Annotated in this window: 15 protein-coding genes, 1 tRNA gene and 1 other RNA gene; 6 read left to right on the top strand and 11 right to left on the bottom strand. The window is 71.2% G+C overall.

Features of this window, described 5'->3' with window-relative positions; translation table 11 throughout:
- Window positions 1–154: 154 nt before the first annotated feature.
- The 4 genes from RKD20_RS23245 to ffs form a co-directional block, all read right to left on the bottom strand.
- Window positions 155–2,638 (bottom strand): hypothetical protein, encoded by a 2,484-nt coding sequence (locus RKD20_RS23245; RefSeq protein WP_424879399.1) that lies wholly within the window; start codon window positions 2,636–2,638, stop codon window positions 155–157.
- A gap of 302 nt (window positions 2,639–2,940) precedes the next feature.
- A complete protein-coding gene (gene purD / locus RKD20_RS23240) occupies window positions 2,941–4,194 on the bottom strand; it encodes a phosphoribosylamine--glycine ligase (protein WP_424879398.1) in 1,254 nt (417 codons plus the stop codon).
- 107 nt (window positions 4,195–4,301) lie between these two features.
- Window positions 4,302–6,827, bottom strand: a complete 2,526-nt coding sequence (locus RKD20_RS23235; protein ID WP_424879397.1) for a DNA polymerase III subunit gamma and tau — start codon at window positions 6,825–6,827, stop codon at window positions 4,302–4,304.
- 59 nt (window positions 6,828–6,886) lie between these two features.
- Window positions 6,887–6,985, bottom strand: an RNA gene (ffs, locus tag RKD20_RS23230) — signal recognition particle sRNA small type.
- Window positions 6,986–7,057: 72 nt separating this feature from the next.
- Here ffs and RKD20_RS23225 point away from each other — a divergent pair.
- A tRNA-Ser gene (locus RKD20_RS23225) sits at window positions 7,058–7,145 on the top strand.
- Between the two features lie 79 nt (window positions 7,146–7,224).
- Here RKD20_RS23225 and RKD20_RS23220 read toward each other — a convergent pair.
- Both RKD20_RS23220 and RKD20_RS23215 read right to left on the bottom strand, forming a co-directional pair.
- Window positions 7,225–8,493, bottom strand: coding sequence for an MFS transporter (locus RKD20_RS23220; protein ID WP_424879396.1), 1,269 nt, complete (start codon window positions 8,491–8,493; stop codon window positions 7,225–7,227).
- Window positions 8,490–9,848 carry an MBL fold metallo-hydrolase gene (locus tag RKD20_RS23215; RefSeq protein ID WP_424879395.1) on the bottom strand — a complete coding sequence of 453 codons (1,359 nt, stop codon included), beginning with the start codon at window positions 9,846–9,848 and terminating at the stop codon, window positions 8,490–8,492. Before RKD20_RS23215 ends, RKD20_RS23220 begins: the two co-directional genes overlap by 4 nt.
- Window positions 9,849–9,934: 86 nt before the next feature.
- Between RKD20_RS23215 and RKD20_RS23210 the strand changes: the two genes are divergently transcribed.
- The 5 genes from RKD20_RS23210 (at window position 9,935) to RKD20_RS23190 (ending at window position 13,641) form a co-directional block, all read left to right on the top strand.
- Window positions 9,935–10,603 carry an ArsR/SmtB family transcription factor gene (locus RKD20_RS23210; RefSeq protein WP_424879394.1) on the top strand — a complete coding sequence of 223 codons (669 nt, stop codon included), beginning with the start codon at window positions 9,935–9,937 and terminating at the stop codon, window positions 10,601–10,603.
- The gene (locus RKD20_RS23205; protein ID WP_424879393.1) at window positions 10,600–11,199 is read left to right on the top strand and encodes a cysteine desulfurase family protein; all 600 of its coding nucleotides are present in this window, start codon (window positions 10,600–10,602) and stop codon (window positions 11,197–11,199) included. Before RKD20_RS23210 ends, RKD20_RS23205 begins: the two co-directional genes overlap by 4 nt.
- On the top strand, window positions 11,196–12,719 hold the full coding sequence (locus tag RKD20_RS23200; RefSeq protein WP_424879392.1) for an FAD-dependent monooxygenase: 1,524 nt from the start codon (window positions 11,196–11,198) through the stop codon (window positions 12,717–12,719). The genes RKD20_RS23205 and RKD20_RS23200 overlap by 4 nt, the downstream gene beginning before the upstream one ends.
- A gap of 77 nt (window positions 12,720–12,796) precedes the next feature.
- Window positions 12,797–13,444, top strand: a complete 648-nt coding sequence (locus tag RKD20_RS23195) for a Scr1 family TA system antitoxin-like transcriptional regulator (protein WP_424883297.1) — start codon at window positions 12,797–12,799, stop codon at window positions 13,442–13,444.
- Entirely contained in the window at window positions 13,414–13,641 is a 228-nt protein-coding gene (locus tag RKD20_RS23190; protein ID WP_424879391.1) for a hypothetical protein, read from the top strand. Before RKD20_RS23195 ends, RKD20_RS23190 begins: the two co-directional genes overlap by 31 nt.
- Before the next feature lie 150 nt (window positions 13,642–13,791).
- Here RKD20_RS23190 and RKD20_RS23185 read toward each other — a convergent pair whose 3' ends face one another.
- The 5 genes from RKD20_RS23185 to RKD20_RS23165 all read right to left on the bottom strand — a co-directional run bounded on the left by RKD20_RS23185 (window position 13,792) and on the right by RKD20_RS23165 (window position 16,588).
- Entirely contained in the window at window positions 13,792–14,544 is a 753-nt protein-coding gene (locus RKD20_RS23185; protein WP_424879390.1) for a hypothetical protein, read from the bottom strand.
- A gap of 162 nt (window positions 14,545–14,706) precedes the next feature.
- The gene (locus tag RKD20_RS23180) at window positions 14,707–15,120 is read right to left on the bottom strand and encodes a DNA-binding protein (RefSeq protein WP_391176221.1); all 414 of its coding nucleotides are present in this window, start codon (window positions 15,118–15,120) and stop codon (window positions 14,707–14,709) included.
- Window positions 15,102–15,386, bottom strand: a complete 285-nt coding sequence (locus RKD20_RS23175) for a hypothetical protein (protein WP_149827015.1) — start codon at window positions 15,384–15,386, stop codon at window positions 15,102–15,104. Before RKD20_RS23175 ends, RKD20_RS23180 begins: the two co-directional genes overlap by 19 nt.
- A 555-nt stretch (window positions 15,387–15,941) precedes the next feature.
- Window positions 15,942–16,343, bottom strand: coding sequence for a DNA-binding protein (locus tag RKD20_RS23170; RefSeq protein ID WP_424879389.1), 402 nt, complete (start codon window positions 16,341–16,343; stop codon window positions 15,942–15,944).
- Window positions 16,340–16,588 carry a hypothetical protein gene (locus RKD20_RS23165; RefSeq protein ID WP_424879388.1) on the bottom strand — a complete coding sequence of 83 codons (249 nt, stop codon included), beginning with the start codon at window positions 16,586–16,588 and terminating at the stop codon, window positions 16,340–16,342. Before RKD20_RS23165 ends, RKD20_RS23170 begins: the two co-directional genes overlap by 4 nt.
- Between the last annotated feature and the right edge of the window lie 46 nt (window positions 16,589–16,634).

Raw genomic sequence — 16,634 nt, 5'->3', positions numbered from 1 at the left:
CGGTGTCGCCGCGTGTCGTGCGTGTGTCGTGCGCCTGTCCTATGGCGCGCGCCCTTGCCATGTGCGCGATCGGTCCCAGCACATCACATTCCGCGCTCGGACTGTCACTATTCGTCGCGAATTGGCCGAAAGTGGAAGAGGCTATTCCGTCTTGTCAGACGAGGCGGACCGGCTTCTCGGGGCGTATCCCCGACTTGACCAGCCAGGCCCGCAGAGGGGCCGGGTCGCCGTCCTCCACGAGGCTCAAGACGCGGGGGGCGAGGTCCGCGGCGCGCTCGCCGTTGATGAGGAGGGACGGGCCGTCGAGCCAGTCCAGGCCGGGGGTGGCGCCGGCGGTGTCGATCGCGGCACAGCAGACCATCGCGGTGACGTGGTCGGTGAGGAGCTCCCGGGCGCTGCGAGGGGGCTGCAGCGGGAAGAGGGGTAGAGCGGTGTCGTCCCAGGGGGCGATGTCGGGGGCGGTACGGGAGTGGGGGGCGGCGGCTTCCTCCCGAGCGAGCTCGGCACTGAGCGCTGCGGCGAGGGTCTCGGCTTCGGCTCCTGTGGTTCCAGGTGTGGGGTCGGGGTGAGTTTCGTCGGCGGTGGGGCCGGGTGGGTCCTGGGGGGTGGGGGCGTTGGGTGCGGCCACTCGGTCGACCGGCAGGGCCGGGTTGCGGTCGGCCGCCATGGTGTCGTCCTGAGGGGCCGGGGCCGGTGCGGGGTCTGCGGCGGCGGAGTCCGGGGTGCCCGTGTTGGTGGGTGCAGGGTGGGCCGGCTGGTCAGCGGCCGTGAGGTGAGGTGCGGGGCCGGCGAGGTGGTCGGCGGCCTTGGGATGCGGCGGCGTCCGGTCGCCGGGCCCAGTGGCTGCGGCGGACTCTGAAGCGGGATCTGCAGGTCGATCGGCGGCTGTGGGCTGTGACGTGCGGTCGGCGGGCGCGGCCGCTGCCGCGGACGGCGAGGCCGGACCGGCAAGTCGATCGGCGGCACTGGGCTGCGACGCCCGGTCCGCGGACCCGGCCGCCGCCGCGGACGGCGAGGCCGGACCGGCAAGTCGATCGGCGGCACTGGGCTGCGACGCCCGGTCCGCGGACCCGGCCGCCGCCGCGGCCTCTGCGGCCTCTGCGGCCGAGCCGGCAACTCGATCAGCAGCTCTGGACGGTGAAGCCGGGTGGGCAGATCCGTCGGCGGCCGCGGACTCTGGCGCCGGAGCAGCGGCCCCCTCGACAGCCGAGGACCGCGACATGGCGTCGGCTGAACCGTCGGCGGCCACGGACTGGGAAGCCGCGCCAGCGGACCCCGCGACAGGCGAGGACTGTGACATCGAGCCGGTTGACCCGTCGAAAGCCGAAGACTCCGGTGTGGGCCCCGTCGGCTGGGGTGCGGACAGGTGGGTCAGGACTCGGGAGAGGGTCGGGGCGTCGGACTCCGGTGGGGTGGATTCCGAGGGGCGGCGCACGCCCTGGGCGTCGAGGACGCGGTGGAGGCGGGCCGCGTCCAGACGCCACTTCCGGTCCACGACCTCTTCCGGGTACTCCTGCCAGTCCACCGGGGACCAGTCAGGGCCGGTCTCCGCGGGGCCGCCGTGGAAGAGGCGGGCGGCGAGCAGGGAGGCGGCCTCGTCGATCGAGCCGGGCTCTTCGAGCAGGTCGCAGGCGGGGCGCTCGCCCAGCCGGGAGGCGAAGCCCTCGGCGAGGCGGTCACGGCGGGACAGTTCGGTGAGGGCCGCCACCACGCCCGCGTCCAGACGGGAGGGCCAGCGCCCCATCCGCCACGCGGGAAGCGCGACCCGGGTCAGCAGCCGGTCCCAGCCCGCGTACGCCAGGCCCACCTGCTCCTGGGCCACGATCCTGAGGCCGTAGTCCACAGCCTGTGCACGCTCGGCGGCCGCGGCGGCGACCCCGCGTTCCATCTGGGTGGCGTGCTCCCGGCAGCTGCGCAGAAGGAGACCTGCCACCCAGGCGACGCCCGCACACAGCACACGGGTGAGCGGGCATCGTCCGGGAACGGAGCCGACGGCGACCGCCGCGTCGAGACCCCGTACGAAGCGACGGGCCGCGGCTATGTCGGGGTGGGCCGAGGGGCCCGTACCGGCGACGACCGGGGCGAGGACCGCGCGCAGTTCGCCGACGCGCATCCACCACAGGAACGGCGAGCCGATGACCAGCACCGGTGCGGCCGGGACACCGCGGTGGGAGCCGGGGACGCCCGCGATCTCGTCCTCCCGGCCGGTCTGCGGGGGCGGCCCGTGGGCGGGGTGGGTGCGGTCCTCCAGCCAGCTGTCGCAGTCCGGGGTGAGCGCTATGGCGGAGGGGGCGGGGACGTCCAGGCGGTCGGCGAGGTCGCGCACCATGCGGTACAGGTCGGGCGCGGACTCCTCGGCGATCGCGACGGTGGGGCTGACGGCGGGGCGGGCGCGGGCGACGACCAGGGCGACGGCCCCGGCGGCGAGCAGCACCGCTGCCCCGAGAACGCTCATGACCAGCCGGGCGGTGTCCCAGAACCCGCCCACGAGATGGTCGGTGGACCCTCCGGCGAGCAGCACCACGGCCACGGCCGCGGGCAGCAGTGCCACGGCCAGCGCGCGGCTGCGGATCCGCAGCACGGCGAGGGCCCGGGAGCGCGCGGCCTGCGCGCCCACCTCCACACCGATACCGGTCATGACCGGACCTCACCCCCTTGCTGCCGTCCTGAATGCCCAGCTGTCCTGGCGTTGCTCACTCCCCCACTGTGGCACCCGTCACTGACACCGCAATGCCGGTGGGCCAAGTGCCGGACCGCTTGCGCGGCACCCTAGTTGGGGCCCGGGCCCCCGTCACCCGTATGCGGCCCCGGTCACTCGATGGAATGGCTTTGGGGAAAGGTGGATGACGTACAGCAAAGATCAGGCCCCGAATCCTTAGACGGATCCGGGGCCTGTCGGGTTGTTCGGGAGCGGGGGTTTCGCCCCGGTTCTCGGGCTTCTCAGGCCCCGGACGCAGCCTTCGCCGCGATGTCCGTCCGGTGCTGGGAACCGTCGAGCCGGATACGGCCCACGGCCCGGTACGCGCGCTCGCGGGCCTCGGTGAGGTCCTTGCCGGACGCGGTGACCGACAGGACGCGGCCGCCGGCGCTGACGACGGCGTCGCCGTCCCGCCTGGTGCCCGCGTGCAGGACGTACGCGTGCGGGGCGTCCTGCTCGGCCACCTCGTCGAGGCCGGTGATCGGGTCACCGGTGCGCGGGGTCGCGGGGTAGTTGTGCGAGGCGACGACCACGGTGACCGCGGCGTCCTCGCTCCAGCGCAGCGGCGGCAGGTCCTCGAGGTTGCCGCTCGCGGCGGCGAGCAGGACACCGGCCAGCGGGGTCTTGAGGCGGTTCAGGACGACCTGGGTCTCGGGGTCGCCGAAGCGGGCGTTGAACTCGATGACCCGCACGCCCCGGGAGGTGATCGCGAGACCGGCGTACAGCAGGCCGGAGAAGGGGGTGCCGCGGCGGCGCATCTCGTCGACCGTCGGCTGCAGAACCGTCTCCAGGACCTCGTCCACCAGCTTCGGGTCGGCCCAGGGCAGCGGGGAGTACGCGCCCATGCCACCGGTGTTCGGGCCCTCGTCGCCGTCGAGGGCGCGCTTGAAGTCCTGGGCGGGCTGGAGCGGGAGGACGGTGTCGCCGTCGGTGATGGCGAAGAGGGAGACCTCGGGGCCGTCGAGGAACTCCTCGATGACGACTCGCTCGCAGGCGTTCGCGTGGGCCGTCGCGGCCTCGATGTCGCTGGTCACGACGACACCCTTGCCCGCGGCGAGACCGTCGTCCTTGACGACGTACGGGGCGCCGAAGGCGTCGAGGGCCTCGGCGACCTCCTCGGGGGTGGTGCAGACGTAGGAGCGGGCGGTCGGCACCTCGGCCGCGGCCATGACCTCCTTGGCGAAGGCCTTGGAGCCCTCGAGCTGCGCGGCCTCCCCGGACGGACCGAAGACCGGGATGCCCACCTCGCGCACGGCGTCGGCGACTCCCGCGACGAGCGGGGCCTCCGGGCCTACGACGACCAGGTCGACGGCGAGTCGCTGTGCGAGCGCGGCCACCGCCTCGCCGTCGAGGGCGTCGACCGGGTGCAGCTCGGCGACCTCGGCGATGCCGGCGTTGCCGGGCGCGCAGTGCAGTGCGCTGACGCCGGGGTCGAGGGACAGGGAGCGGCACAGGGCGTGTTCGCGGGCGCCGTTACCGATGACGAGGACCTTCACGGGGGTCAGCCTAACGGGGTTTTTGTGCCAGGTTCCTAACGGGTGGAGGGAGAGGAGTCGTAGGTTCCTCCAGGATGAGGGGCCTTGCCCGCTCCTCCACCGGCCCCCTACTCGTTCGTGATCTCCTCCACCACGGTCGCCCCGAGCTCCCGCACGATCAGTTCGCGACCCGAGAGGGCCGACTCGTTGAGGTCGGGGTCGTCGTCCTCGGGGATGTCGTCCTCGATGGAGACGGGCGGGGGCTCCGGCGCGGACCGCTGTGGGGCGGGGGCCGGTGCGGGGGTGGGCGCCGAAGTGGGCCGGCCCGCCGGGGCGGGCGTCGACTGGGAGGACGGCGGGGTCTGGGGGGCCGGGGCGCCGTACCCACCCGCGTTCCCGGTGCCGTAGCCGCCGCCGGAGTTACCCCCTCCCCCGTAGCCACCGCCACCGCCACTGCTGCCGCCGCCGTTGAAGCCGCCGGAGGCCGGGGGTGCCGCGCCGCCGCCCGAGGGGTCGACGACGGCCTCGATCTTCCACTGCACGCTGAACTGCTCGGAGAGCGCCTGGCGCAGCACCTCCTCGCTGCCGCTGCTCGCGAAGTTGTCGCGGGCACCGGCGTTGACGAAGCCGAGCTGGAGGGTGGTGCCGTCGAAACCGGCCACGTGGGCGTTCTGGCTGAGCAGGATCCAGGTGAAACGGCGGCGGTTCTTGACCGCTTCCAGGATGTTGGGCCAGAGCTGCCGGGGGTCGAGACCACCGGCAGGTGGGGTGTAGGCGGCCGGACCGGGTGCGGAGGCCGCGGACGCCGCGGGAGCGGGCTGGGCCGGTGCCGAGGCGGCCGCGGGTCGGTGCGCCGCGGGCGCCTGGGGCTGGCCGCCACCGGCCGGGGCCGGGGTGGGCCACCCACCGGGACGCCGGCCGCCACCGGCAGGAGCGGCGGCGGGCCAGGCGCCGGGGGCCGGGGCGGATGCTGTGGGGGCCGGAGATGGGCCGGCCGCTGGACCGGAGGGAGCGCCAGGGGCCTGACCCGCCGGAGAGGAGGTCGGGTCGTCGGGTGCGGGGGCGGGGGCAGGGGCGGCCGGAACGGCGGGGGGCGCCGAGTCGGCCGTAGCGCCGGGGAATCCACCCGGGCCGCCTGCTCCACCCGGGAAGCCGCCCGATCCATCCGCCCCACCGGGCATGCCGCCACCCTGCGTGCCACCGCCGGGAGGGCTTCCGCCCTGGACGCCGCCGACCGGGCTGCCGGCGCCGGGCCCTGAACCGCCAGGCGCGCCCGCCGCTCCTGCGGCCCGGACCGCCGCCCGGGCCGCGGCCGGACCGCCGCCGGGCGGAACCGGAGCTGATGGCGGGACGGCACCCGATGACGGGACGGCGGCCGATGGCGGGACTGCGGCCGTGAAGGGGCCGGGAGCGGCTCCCCCGTGGGCCTCCGGCCCCGGTACGTACCCCATCGCGGGGGCGCCCATCGCGGGAGCACCGCCGCCGGCCGAGAAGTTCACGCCCCGCTCGATGCGGTCGAGGCGGGCCATGACCGAGCGCTCGTCCCCGTACGCCGCGGGGAGCAGCACGCGCGCGCAGATGAGTTCCAGCTGGAGGCGGGGCGAGTTGGCGCCGCGCATCTCCGTCAGACCTTCGTTGACGAGGTCGGCGGCACGGCTGAGCTCGGCGGGGCCGAAGGTGCCTGCCTGGGCCTGCATGCGCTCGATGACGTCGGCGGGGGCGTCGATGAGCCCCTTCTCGGCGGCGTCGGGAACGGCGGCGAGGATGACCAGGTCCCGCAGCCGCTCCAGCAGGTCGGTGACGAAACGGCGCGGGTCGTTGCCGCCCTCGATGACACGGTCGACGACCTCGAAGGCGGCGGCGCCGTCACCGGTGGCGAAGGCCTCGACGACGGAGTCGAGCAGGGAGCCGTCGGTGTAACCGAGGAGGGAAGTGGCCATGGCATACGTCACACCCTCCTCCCGCGCTCCGGCGAGCAGCTGGTCCATGACGGACATGGAGTCACGCACCGACCCCTGACCGGCCCGCACGACCAGCGGAAGCACCCCGTCCTCGACGGGGATGTTCTCCTTGCCGCACACCTCGCCGAGGTACTCCCGCAGGGTGCCGGGCGGTACGAGCCGGAAGGGGTAGTGATGGGTCCGCGACCGGATCGTCCCGATGACCTTCTCGGGCTCGGTGGTGGCGAAGATGAACTTGAGGTGCTCCGGGGGCTCCTCGACGACCTTCAGCAGCGCGTTGAAACCGGCCGACGTGACCATGTGGGCCTCGTCGATGATGTAGATCTTGTAACGGCTGCTCGCCGGCCCGAAGAAGGCCTTCTCCCGCAGCTCACGGGCGTCGTCCACACCACCGTGGGAGGCGGCGTCGATCTCGATGACGTCGATGGACCCCGGGCCGTTCCTGGCCAGGTCCTGACAGGACTGGCACTCACCGCACGGGGTCGGCGTGGGCCCCTTCTCGCAGTTCAGGCACCTGGCGAGGATGCGCGCGCTGGTCGTCTTGCCGCATCCGCGCGGACCGCTGAACAGGTACGCGTGATTGACCCGGTTGTTCCGCAGCGCCTGCTGCAGCGGGTCGGTGACATGCTCCTGCCCGATGACCTCGGCGAAGGACTCCGGGCGGTAGCGGCGGTACAACGCGAGAGACGACACGCATACGAGGTTATAGGCGCCCACTGACAACCCGACCCCGCGCGGGCCCCCGCTCCGGGAACGCGAACGCCCCCCACGCACCCGCCAGAGCCAACCTACCCTTGCTGCCTTCCGGCCCTGGGGGAGTTCAGTCAGATAGCGCCGCGTGAGGGGCTGCCCAAACAGTACCCGATGGCAGGGGGTGGGAACGAGTTCGCGAGCACTCCTCAACGTCTTGTATTGTTTGCCGCGGAGGATTCGCCTAGAGGCCTAGGGCGCACGCTTGGAAAGCGTGTTGGGGGCAACCCCTCACGAGTTCGAATCTCGTATCCTCCGCCAGTGCCTCACCGGGCACGATGTCGAAGGGCCCCACCGTTCGCGGTGGGGCCCTTCGACATGCGTGGTCTCAGTTTTGGTCTCAGTTGTCCGCCGGAGCGGGTCGCGGGTGGGTTTCGTACATGCGGACCGCGACGACGAGGCCGGAGGCTCCTGTGAGGGCGGCGACGGTCCAGATGGCTGTGGTGAGGCTGTAGGCGTCGGCAAGGACTCCGGCGACCAGCGCTCCGACTGCGAAGCCGCCGTCACGCCATAGCCGGTAGACGCCGACGGCGCGGGCACGCCAGGCAGGGTGGGCGACGTCGCCGATCACGGCAAGCAGGGTCGGGTAGACCAGGGCGGTGCCGATACCAAGAAGGATCTGGGCGGTGGCCCACACGGAGAAGGTGGTTCCGGCGGCGACGAGAGCGATGGCAGCCGCCTGGAGCAGCATGCCCGCGGTGATGAGGTGCTTGCGGCCGATGTGGTCGGACCACCAGCCGGTGAGCATCTGGCCCGCGCCCCAGACCGCCGGGTAGAGGGCGGCGAGGACGCCGATCTGGGCGATGGACAGGCCGTGGGCGGCGAAGAGCAAGGGGAAGATGCCCCAGGCGAGGGCGTCGTTGAGGTTGTTGACCATGCCGGCCTGACTGGCCGCGGACAGGGCCTTGTCGCGGAGGCTCGTGAGGCGGGCGATCTGGCCGGTGGTCAATTCGGCTGCCGAACCCGGCTGTGGGGGGTGCTGGGCGGCCTCGGCGCGAGCGTGGTCGCGGGTCTCGCGGACCGCCAGGACGGACAGGCCCAGGGCCAGGACGACATAGGCGGCGCCGAGGAGGAACGGCTCCGGCCTCAGCCCGGCGTGTCCGGCGATGGCGCCGGTGGCCATGGCGGTGGCGGCGACCGCGACGTAGCCGGCGGCCTCGTTGAAGCCCATGGCCAGGCCGCGGCGTTCCGGGCCGACCAGGTCGATCTTCATGATGACCGTGGTGGACCAGGTCAGGCCCTGGTTCATGCCGAGAAGGACGTTGGCCGCGATGATCCAGCCCCACGAGGGGCCCCAGGCGAGCATGGCGGGCACAGGCAGGGCGATCAGCCAGCCGGCGACCAGGACGGGCTTGCGGCCGTAGCGGTCGGACCAGGTGCCCGCGAAGAAGTTGGTGACGGCCTTGGTGGCGCCGAAGGCGAGGATGTAGGTGAGGGCGGCGGTGTAGGCGGACAGGTGGAAGACGTCGTCGGCGAGCAGCGGCAGGACGGTGCGCTCCTGGCCGAGCATGCCGCCGACCAGGGCGTTGACCGCGACGAGCAGCGTGAACTGGGCGAGGTTGGCGCGCAGCCCGAGCTGTATCCCGCTGGGGGTTGCAGTGGCGGTCACGCGCCTTCCTCCAGCATGCGGCCGGTGGCCTTGGCCCAGTCGGCCGGTCCGCCGTCCAGGACTGCGAGGTCGTCGTGTCCGGCACGCGCGAGGAGGCTGGCGGCGGTCATGGCGCGCTCGCCGTGCCCGCAGGCGACCACGGCGCCGGCCGGAGCTTCGTCGGCGTGCCCGGCGAGGTCGCCGAGTTCGATGTGGATCGCGTCCGCGATGTGTCCGGTGACGTGCTCGGCCCGCTGCCGGATGTCGAGGACCGGGCGGTCGGCGATGCGGTCAGCGGTGAGCAGGTCGATGGTCTGCTGTTCTCCGCCGTCCGCTTGCCACGCGGCCCACGCCAGGTGTCCGGCCGGCCGCTCGTATCCGATCTTCAGGGCCTGCCAGGTGAGTTCGGCGAGGTCCTGCCCCGGTGCGGTGACGAAGACGAGCGGGGTGTCATCGGGCAGCAGCCAGCCCAGCCAGGTGGCGAACTGGTCGCGCAGCGGAATGGAGATCGCGCCGGGGATGTGGCCGTGGGCGAAGTCCGTGACGGGACGTACGTCGATGATCTGCGCGCCTTCGCCCAGCAGTCGGCGGGTCTCGGCCGCCGAGAGCGCGGCGAGGGTGGGGGCGGTGGAGAGGACCGCGGGACCGCGCCGGTTGATCTCGCCCAGGCGGTCGAAGTAGGCGGGGTAGGAGCCGAGGCTGTCCAGCAGTTGCCGTACGAAGGTGTCCTCGTCCGGCGCGGCGAGCAGGGCGTTGGCCTGTTTCTGGGCGCCGATGGTGGTGGTGCGCTCGGCGCCGGGCGGGGCGGAGCAGAAGGAGCCGGCGCCGTGGGTGGGCCATACGGCGGTCGCGTCAGGGAGTTCGGCCAGCCGCCGCAGCGACTGGTATTGGGCGCGGGCCAGTTCCTCCGCGCGGTCGGCGCCGAGCAGGTCGGTGCGGGCGGCGGAGCCGACGATGAGGGATCCGCCGGTGAACACGCCCAACTCCCTTGTGCCGTCCAGGAGGAGGAAGGACAGGTGCTCGTCGGTGTGGCCGGGGGTGGCCAGGGCGCGCAGGGTCAGCCCGCCCAGGTCGGTCTCGTCGCCGTCGGCGAGTCCGGTGTGGGGGAACGCGCGGTGTCCGGCGGCAGAGGCCAGGACGGTCGCGCCGTCGTCGGCGGCGAGTTGGAGCGCGCCGGTGAGGAAGTCCGCGTGCAGGTGGGTGTCGGCGGCGTAGGCGACGCTCAGACCGCGCCGCTCGGCGGCAGTGCGCAGAGCACGCAGATCCCGGCTCGCGTCCACCGCCAGGGCGCGTCCGTCGCCCAGGTCGACAAGGTAGGCGCTGTTGCCCAGCCCTTCGTCGACCAGCGGTATCAGGTGATCGTCGGCGAAGCCCATCAGGTCCTCCTGGTGTCACGGTAAGCGCTGGGTGGTCACAGCACCCACCTACAGATACAATATTCCATGGATTTATGGAGGATGCCATGGGAGACCCCACGAGCAAGTCGGCGCTGTACGACGCTTTCGCCCACACCGGTAAAGCGCTGAGCAGTGGGAAGCGTCTGGAACTGCTCGATCTGCTGGCCCAGGGAGAGCGCACTGTCGACGCCCTCGCCAAGGCCGCCGGGCTGAACCTGACCACCGCGTCCGCGCATCTGCAGACCCTCAAGCAGGCCGGGCTCGTGGCCACCCGCCGTGAGGGTGTGCGCATCCACTACCGGCTGGCCGGAGATGACGTCGCCGCGCTGTACGCCCTGCTGCGCCGGGTGGCCCAGACCCACCAGGCAGGTGTCGAGGCCGCCCGCGCCGCCTACCTCGGGGACGACGAATCGGAGGGGGTCGGGCGCGAAGAACTGCTGGCCCGCGCGCAGGCGGGCGAGGTCATCGTCCTGGACGTGCGTCCCGCCGAGGAGTACGCCGCCGGGCACATCCCCGGCGCGCTCTCCATCCCCGTCGAGCAACTCGCCGACCGGATCGCCGAGTTGCCCGCCGACACCGAGGTCGTCGCCTACTGCCGAGGCGAGTACTGCGTCCTGGCCCACGACGCCGTACGACTGCTCAACGCCCGCGGGCGGCGAGCCGTACGGCTGTCCGACGGCATGCTGGAGTGGCGCCTCGCCGACCTGCCGGTGGCCACCGGAGAAGCCGCGTGATCCCCGCGCACCCGGGGCTGCGGGGCTGGCCGGTCTATCTGGACTACAACGCCACCACCCCGGTGGACCCGCGGGTGGTCGACGCGATGCTGCCTCACGTGGGGCATCACTTCGGCAACCCCTCCAGCAGCCATTCCTACGGCGACCAGCCCCGCCACTCACTCGATAAGGCGCGCGCGCAGGTCGGGGCCCTGATCGGGGCCGGGCCCGACGAGATCGTCTTCACCGGCTCCGGCTCCGAGGCCGACAACCTCGCCCTGCGCGGCGCCGTACTGAGCGCCAAGGCCGACCGCCCACATGTGATCACCCAGGTCACCGAGCACCCGGCCGTCCTGGAGACCTGCCGCGCCCTGGAACGCTTTCACGACGCCGACGTGACGTACCTGCCCGTTGACTGCGACGGTCTGGTCGACCCGGCGGCGCTCGTAGCCGCCCTCACCGAGCACACGGTCCTGGTCTCGGTCATGGCCGCGAACAACGAGACCGGCGCCCTCCAGCCCATCGCCGAACTGGCCCGCATCACCCGCGCCCACGGGGCGCTCTTCCACCGGCGGCCGGAGGAATCGGGATGGCCGCGCACTACCGTGGATCCATGACGGCTCCGTTGGACGTGCTCGTGGTCGGTGCAGGACCCACTGGGCTCGCGCTCGCCGCGCAACTGCGGACCTACGGGACCACCTTCCGGATCATCGACCGCTCCCTGGACCGGGCCCATGAGTCGCGCGCGCTGGCCATCCAGCCACGCACCCTGGAAGCGCTCGCCCCATTCGGGGTGACCGACGAACTGGTCGCACGCGGCAACCCCGCGATGCAGCTGAGGATGCATCTGCCGCACCGGGTGGTGCAGATGCAGTTGTTCGACATCGGGCTGGCCGACACTGCCTACCCCTTCCTCCTGTTCCTCTCGCAGGCGGAGACCGAGAGCGTCCTCGCCGAGCATCTGCGGGGCCAGGGCGTGGGCGTGGAACGGGGCACGGAGCTGCACCGTCTGGAGCGCACGGGCTCAACTGTCACCTGTCGGCTCCGGCACAGCGACGGCACCGAGGAGGCCGTAGAGGCGATGTACGTCGTGGGCTGCGACGGTGCGCACAGCGCGGTACGGGCCCAGGCGGGCATCGGCTTCAAGGGGTACGCCTACCCGCAGACCTTCCTGCTCGCCGACCTGGAGGTCGATGGCCTGGAGCCCGGCGCCGTGCACGCGTACATGACCGGGGCCGGAATGCTGTTCTTCTTCCCCCTGGGCTCGCCGGCCACCTGGCGGATGCTCGCGATGCGGACACAGGGCGCCCCGGACACCGAGGTGGATCTCGGGCTCCTGCAGGAGATCACCGACCGATACACCAGCAACCGGCTGGTGTTGCACGACTCGGTGTGGATGACCGACTTCCGCCTCCACAACCGCGGAGCCGTCCACTACCGCTCAGGGCCTTTCTTCCTCGCTGGGGACGCGGCCCACATCCACAGCCCGGCTGGCGCCCAGGGCATGAACACCGGCATCCAGGACGCCCTCAACCTGGGCTGGAAGCTCGCCCTCGTGTGCCGTGGAAGGGCTCCGGAGGAATTGCTGGAGACGTATGAGGCCGAGCGCGCCCCGGTCGGCGGCAGCGTGCTCCGCTTCACCGACCGAGCGTTCACCATCGGCACCAGCAGCAACCCCGTCGTCCGTTTCGCCCGCACCCGACTCGCGCCGCGCCTGGCCCCGTTGGCGCTCCGTGCGACCGGGCCGCGCGGCCGAGTCTTCCGTACGGTGTCGGAGCTGGGCATTCACTACCGGCGCAGCCCTGCCTCCGCTTCGGGCTCGCGGCCTCCGGGGCGCGGTCCACGTGCCGGTGACCGGCTGCCCGACCTGCCGCGCGGGCTCCAGGCACGGACCGCCGGGCCGGGCTGGCACCTGCTGCTGGCCGGGCCGCCGCATCTCTGGCCCGACGGGCGGCTTGCCCCGGTCCTGGCAGGCCGTGCCGATGTGCTCACCGTTCACCGACTGGGCGAGCAGAGCCCCTGGCCTGGCGTTGCCCATGGACTCGTACGCCCCGACGGCTACCTCGGCTATGTCGCGCGCGGCGCCGGTGCGGACGCTCTGAGCATCTACCTCGACCGGTGGCTGCGACGGGTATGACGCCACGGTAAGGGGCGTGGGAACGCATCGTCCGAGGCGTTGCCGGGTTCGTCGCGGTGGGGTGCGTGCCGGGGAAGATGCTGGGCGAGGGCCACCGGGCCCAGGCTGCCCCGCCCTGCTCCTGGTCATTGGATCTGATCACCGCACTGGGGCGAGCAGGACGCCGTGTACTGCTGTGTGGTGGCGACCTCACTGGCCCGGGCGGGGCGGGTTGGCGTGGCGGGGAGGGCGGACTCAAGTGGGCGCAGGAGTCCGTTGTCCCCCTGTGGGAACGTACTGAGCGCTTTCGTATTTACTCGCCCTGGCTCATTCCCGGGCCTGTGCAGACAGCCTCGTACATCACCGCCCTCCTGACGTCCATTCGTGAGCGCCGAGGACTCATCGACGATGTGCCGGCGGCCGTCAAAGTGCGCGTGGAGAAGCAGCAGGTCGTCTACGGGAATCACACGTTCGCCATCCTCCTGGAGGAAAGCGTTCTGCGGTATCGCATCGGCGGCACCGACGTGATGGCGGGCCAACTCGGCTATCTCCTCAGCGCCATGGCGCTCCCGTCGGTGAGCATCGGCATCATTTCCCAGGACGCCGACCGTTCGAGGATCTGGCCCGTCGAGGGATTCTTCCTGTACGACGACGAGTTGGTGAACGTCGAATTAATCTCGGCGCATCTCAGGAGGCCGGCATCCGGGACGTATGGATGCAGCCCGACTCCAAGGGGCCCTTCCTGATCGACATGACCAGGCCGGGGCAGCACCAGTACGGGCCGCGCCTGCGGGTCGGTATCCGTTACCTCTTCCGTGCCCATTCGGGCGCGGTCTTCCCATCGATGATCGAGACGGGTGCCGCGGCCTGGGTGCCCCTCACCGAGATAGGCATCCCGTCGGTCCGCAGTCGCCTTGAGCACCATCTGATCGGAACCCGATGAGTCCGCGAAACCAACAACTCGCCTACGTGGTGAGCCTCATCGCACTCGGCGGCTCGCTCCTGCTCGGCATCTGGAGGGGCTGATGTACGAGCGCAAGGCCAAGGAGCCACTCTCCTACATTTGGCGCGCGATCACCTTCGCGCCCCCCATTCACATCGGAGAGTCTTGATGACCGAGGCAGACGGCGACACGACCGGGGCCGCAGGCGGCCGGAGGATCGCCGTACTCGGAGAGATGCTGGAACTGGGCGACGAGTCCGTCGAAGCCCACCGCGAGGTCGGGCGCATGGCGGCCGAGAACGGCGTCGATCTCATCCTCCAGGTACAGCTTCCACAGGGCGCGTTCACTGCGGTGGACGACCGGATTCAGGCCAGCCGCGCGCATGTCCGTGAACAGGCCGTCGACGGACGTCCACTCGCCCGGGGTGAGGCCGGCCAGCGCTTGGCCGACGAGCTTGCGGCGCGGTTTGGCTGCGGTCAGGACGTTCGCCGAGCGCTGGCCCTTGATCTCCTCGACGCGGGAGAACTCGTCCAGGAGGCTGTTGTTCAGCCAGCGTTGCCACAGCTGGGCAATGGTCAGGTGCGGAGGCCGGGTCAGCGCGGTCTTTCCGCGCGCGGTCAGCACCAGCCGACCGCCGGTGAGCTGGGCGAGGCCGCCGGCCTGCAGCAGCATCGGCCAGGCGAAGGCGGCGATGGCCTCGTGCGGATAGAAATCGCCGCCGTCCAGGACGTCGGCGACCGCCGACACGGTGGCGGCACTGGGGCGGCGGGTCTTCTCGCTGCACCGCAGCTTCCCCGTCATACACAGGCGCAGCACCGTGAGCAGGTTGGCCTGCGCCGCGAGCTCGGTGTGCCGGACCTGTGGAGTGCCGGTGGGTTCCTGTTGCTGTTCGACCGGTATCACTGCTCGTCTTTCCCGACTCGTGCCGCTTGCGTCCCGTTCGAGGCGTCCGGCCACGCAGCCGTTCTCGGCCCTGGGTGCTACCGACTGGTCCACCGGCCCCACCGCGCTCGGACAAGAGCGTACGGGCCGACCTTCCGTCCCCGGCGTTCGGGTCTTGGGCTACTACACGGCAACGAGGCGCACTCGGTCGCCGCAGAGCTTCGTCATGTCGTCGATGTCCGAGGTGAGCATGACGACCGGGCGGCGCTGCCGCAGCGCCATCTCGGCCACGGCCGCGTCGATGGCGTATTTGTGACCATGAAGCCCGGCATTGATCAGCAAGGCTGAGGCGGCCTTTGCCTCCTCGTCGCCGATGTGCACGATCCGCACGCCGGACAGGACCCAGGCGAGCCGCGCCTTGTCGGTCCGGCGATGCACCGCTTCGATGATGGTCAGTGCGCTGATGACGACCTCCATGCCCCGCTTGCGGGCTTCGGCGACGAGGGCGACGACGGGCTCGTGATCACTGACGAACTTCGACAGGCCCTCGCAGTCGAGAACGAGGGTGCCTTCGTGGCTCAGCTTGCGGCGGGCCACTGCCCCTCCTCGGCGAACACCTCGTCGAAGACCCGGCGTGCCCGCTCCTGCTCGTGCTCGGAGATCGGCCCCTGACGGCGTTCGTAGTCGGCCAGGTACTCATCCAGGATTTGACCGCGCAGCTCGCGCTCCACCGCTTCGGTGATGAACGCGGAGAACTCACGCTTGCCGACTCGTCGGCGGATCGCCTCCGCCGTCCCCTCGGGGAGGGAGAGGCTGACCCTGGTGGCTGGCCCTTCGCCGACGTTGTAAGGAATCTCGCTCATGGGATCGACATTATCAAACAAGTAGGAATTCTGCGTGAGTGCAGCACCCACCGAACGACGTGAGCCACCCACCCGTCATCTCGCGGTCTCAGTTCTGGTCTCATTCACCCGCGTTCAGTTGCGTCCAGACGTCACTGAACAATCCGATCCACCGCAGGTCAGAACGCCCCCGTTCTCCGCCGAACCCCCGGACGAACATTTGGAAAGCGTGTTGGGGGCAACCCCTCACGAGTTCGAATCTCGTATCCTCCGCAGCCGCCTGACCAGGCGAAACGAAGAGCCGGACCGCTCATAGCGGTCCGGCTCTTCGGTATGCCCTGGTTGCAGTTTCGGTTGCATTTATAGGCGACATTTAGGACACATCCTCAAGCACGAAAGGCGCACGCTCAGGTCCTGCAGGGCGACCGACACAGACCCTGAGGAGCTTTGACACCGAACGCGGTCATGGCCCCGCGCCCGTCGATGCGTTATGCACCCATCGCGGCCTGACCTGCGACGACTCTGATTTCTGCGGATCCACGCGGATCTGCCCATGGCCCCGGAGCGATCTCGCGGTTACAGCCCGATCATCCGGACCTTGCTGTCGCACAGCCGGGTCAGGTCATCGACATCCGACGTGAGGATGGCGACCGGGCCAGGCTGACGCAAGGCCGCTTCCGCGACGGTGGCGTCGATCGCGTACTTGTGTCCGTGCAGATCGGCACCCTTGAGCAGTTGGGCCGCCGCCTTGGCCGCCGCCTCCGTGATCGGCTCCACCTTGACCCGGGAGAGCGCCCATTGCAGTCGGGGCAGGTTCACCCTGGCGTGGCTCACCTCCACGATGGTGTTGGCGCTGACGACAAGGTCCGCTCCCATGTCGTGGAACACCTGGAACATCGCCAGAACCTTCCGGTCCTGCGCCATCCAGGCCGACAGCCCCTCGCTGTCCAGGACGAGGGTCTCGATGTGCCCGCTCACGCGGCGCTCGCGCCGCCGGCGGCCGACGTCGTACCGAAGATCCGCGCCCGCGCCTCGGCCAGCTCTTCCTCGCTGAAGGCCCCGTGCTCGTCTGTGTAGCTGCGCAGGTCAGCCCCCAGGAGCTGGTGCCGGATCTGTCTGGCGACCGCTTCGGCCACGTAGCCGGAGATGTTGTCCGTGATCTTCTTCAGCTCCGCCACCTGCTCGGTGGGGAGTGTCACCGTGATCCGTGTGGTGTCAGCCATAGCCGCAAGCATACTGCGGTATGCGTGCCGCGTGCTGTCTGTTCCC

The organism is Streptomyces sp. SLBN-8D4, from assembly GCF_049739545.1.
Lineage (GTDB): Bacteria > Actinomycetota > Actinomycetes > Streptomycetales > Streptomycetaceae > Streptomyces > Streptomyces canus_C.
Note: the sequence above shows the minus strand (reverse complement) of the source record. Positions and strands in the feature narration are given on the sequence as shown.

Bases quoted from the DNA above. Each gene is read 5' to 3' on its own strand.
- RKD20_RS23245 (WP_424879399.1), bottom strand. From the start codon at position 2,638: ATGACCGGTATCGGTGTGGAGGTGGGCGCGCAGGCCGCGCGCTCCCGG.
- RKD20_RS23215 (WP_424879395.1), bottom strand. From the start codon at position 9,848: ATGGGCTTCGCCGACGATCACCTGATACCGCTGGTCGACGAAGGGCTG.
- RKD20_RS23210 (WP_424879394.1), top strand. From the start codon at position 9,935: ATGGGAGACCCCACGAGCAAGTCGGCGCTGTACGACGCTTTCGCCCAC.
- RKD20_RS23200 (WP_424879392.1), top strand. From the start codon at position 11,196: ATGACGGCTCCGTTGGACGTGCTCGTGGTCGGTGCAGGACCCACTGGG.
- RKD20_RS23195 (WP_424883297.1), top strand. From the start codon at position 12,797: ATGCTGGGCGAGGGCCACCGGGCCCAGGCTGCCCCGCCCTGCTCCTGG.
- RKD20_RS23190 (WP_424879391.1), top strand. From the start codon at position 13,414: ATGCAGCCCGACTCCAAGGGGCCCTTCCTGATCGACATGACCAGGCCG.
- RKD20_RS23175 (WP_149827015.1), bottom strand. From the start codon at position 15,386: ATGAGCGAGATTCCTTACAACGTCGGCGAAGGGCCAGCCACCAGGGTC.
- RKD20_RS23165 (WP_424879388.1), bottom strand. From the start codon at position 16,588: ATGGCTGACACCACACGGATCACGGTGACACTCCCCACCGAGCAGGTG.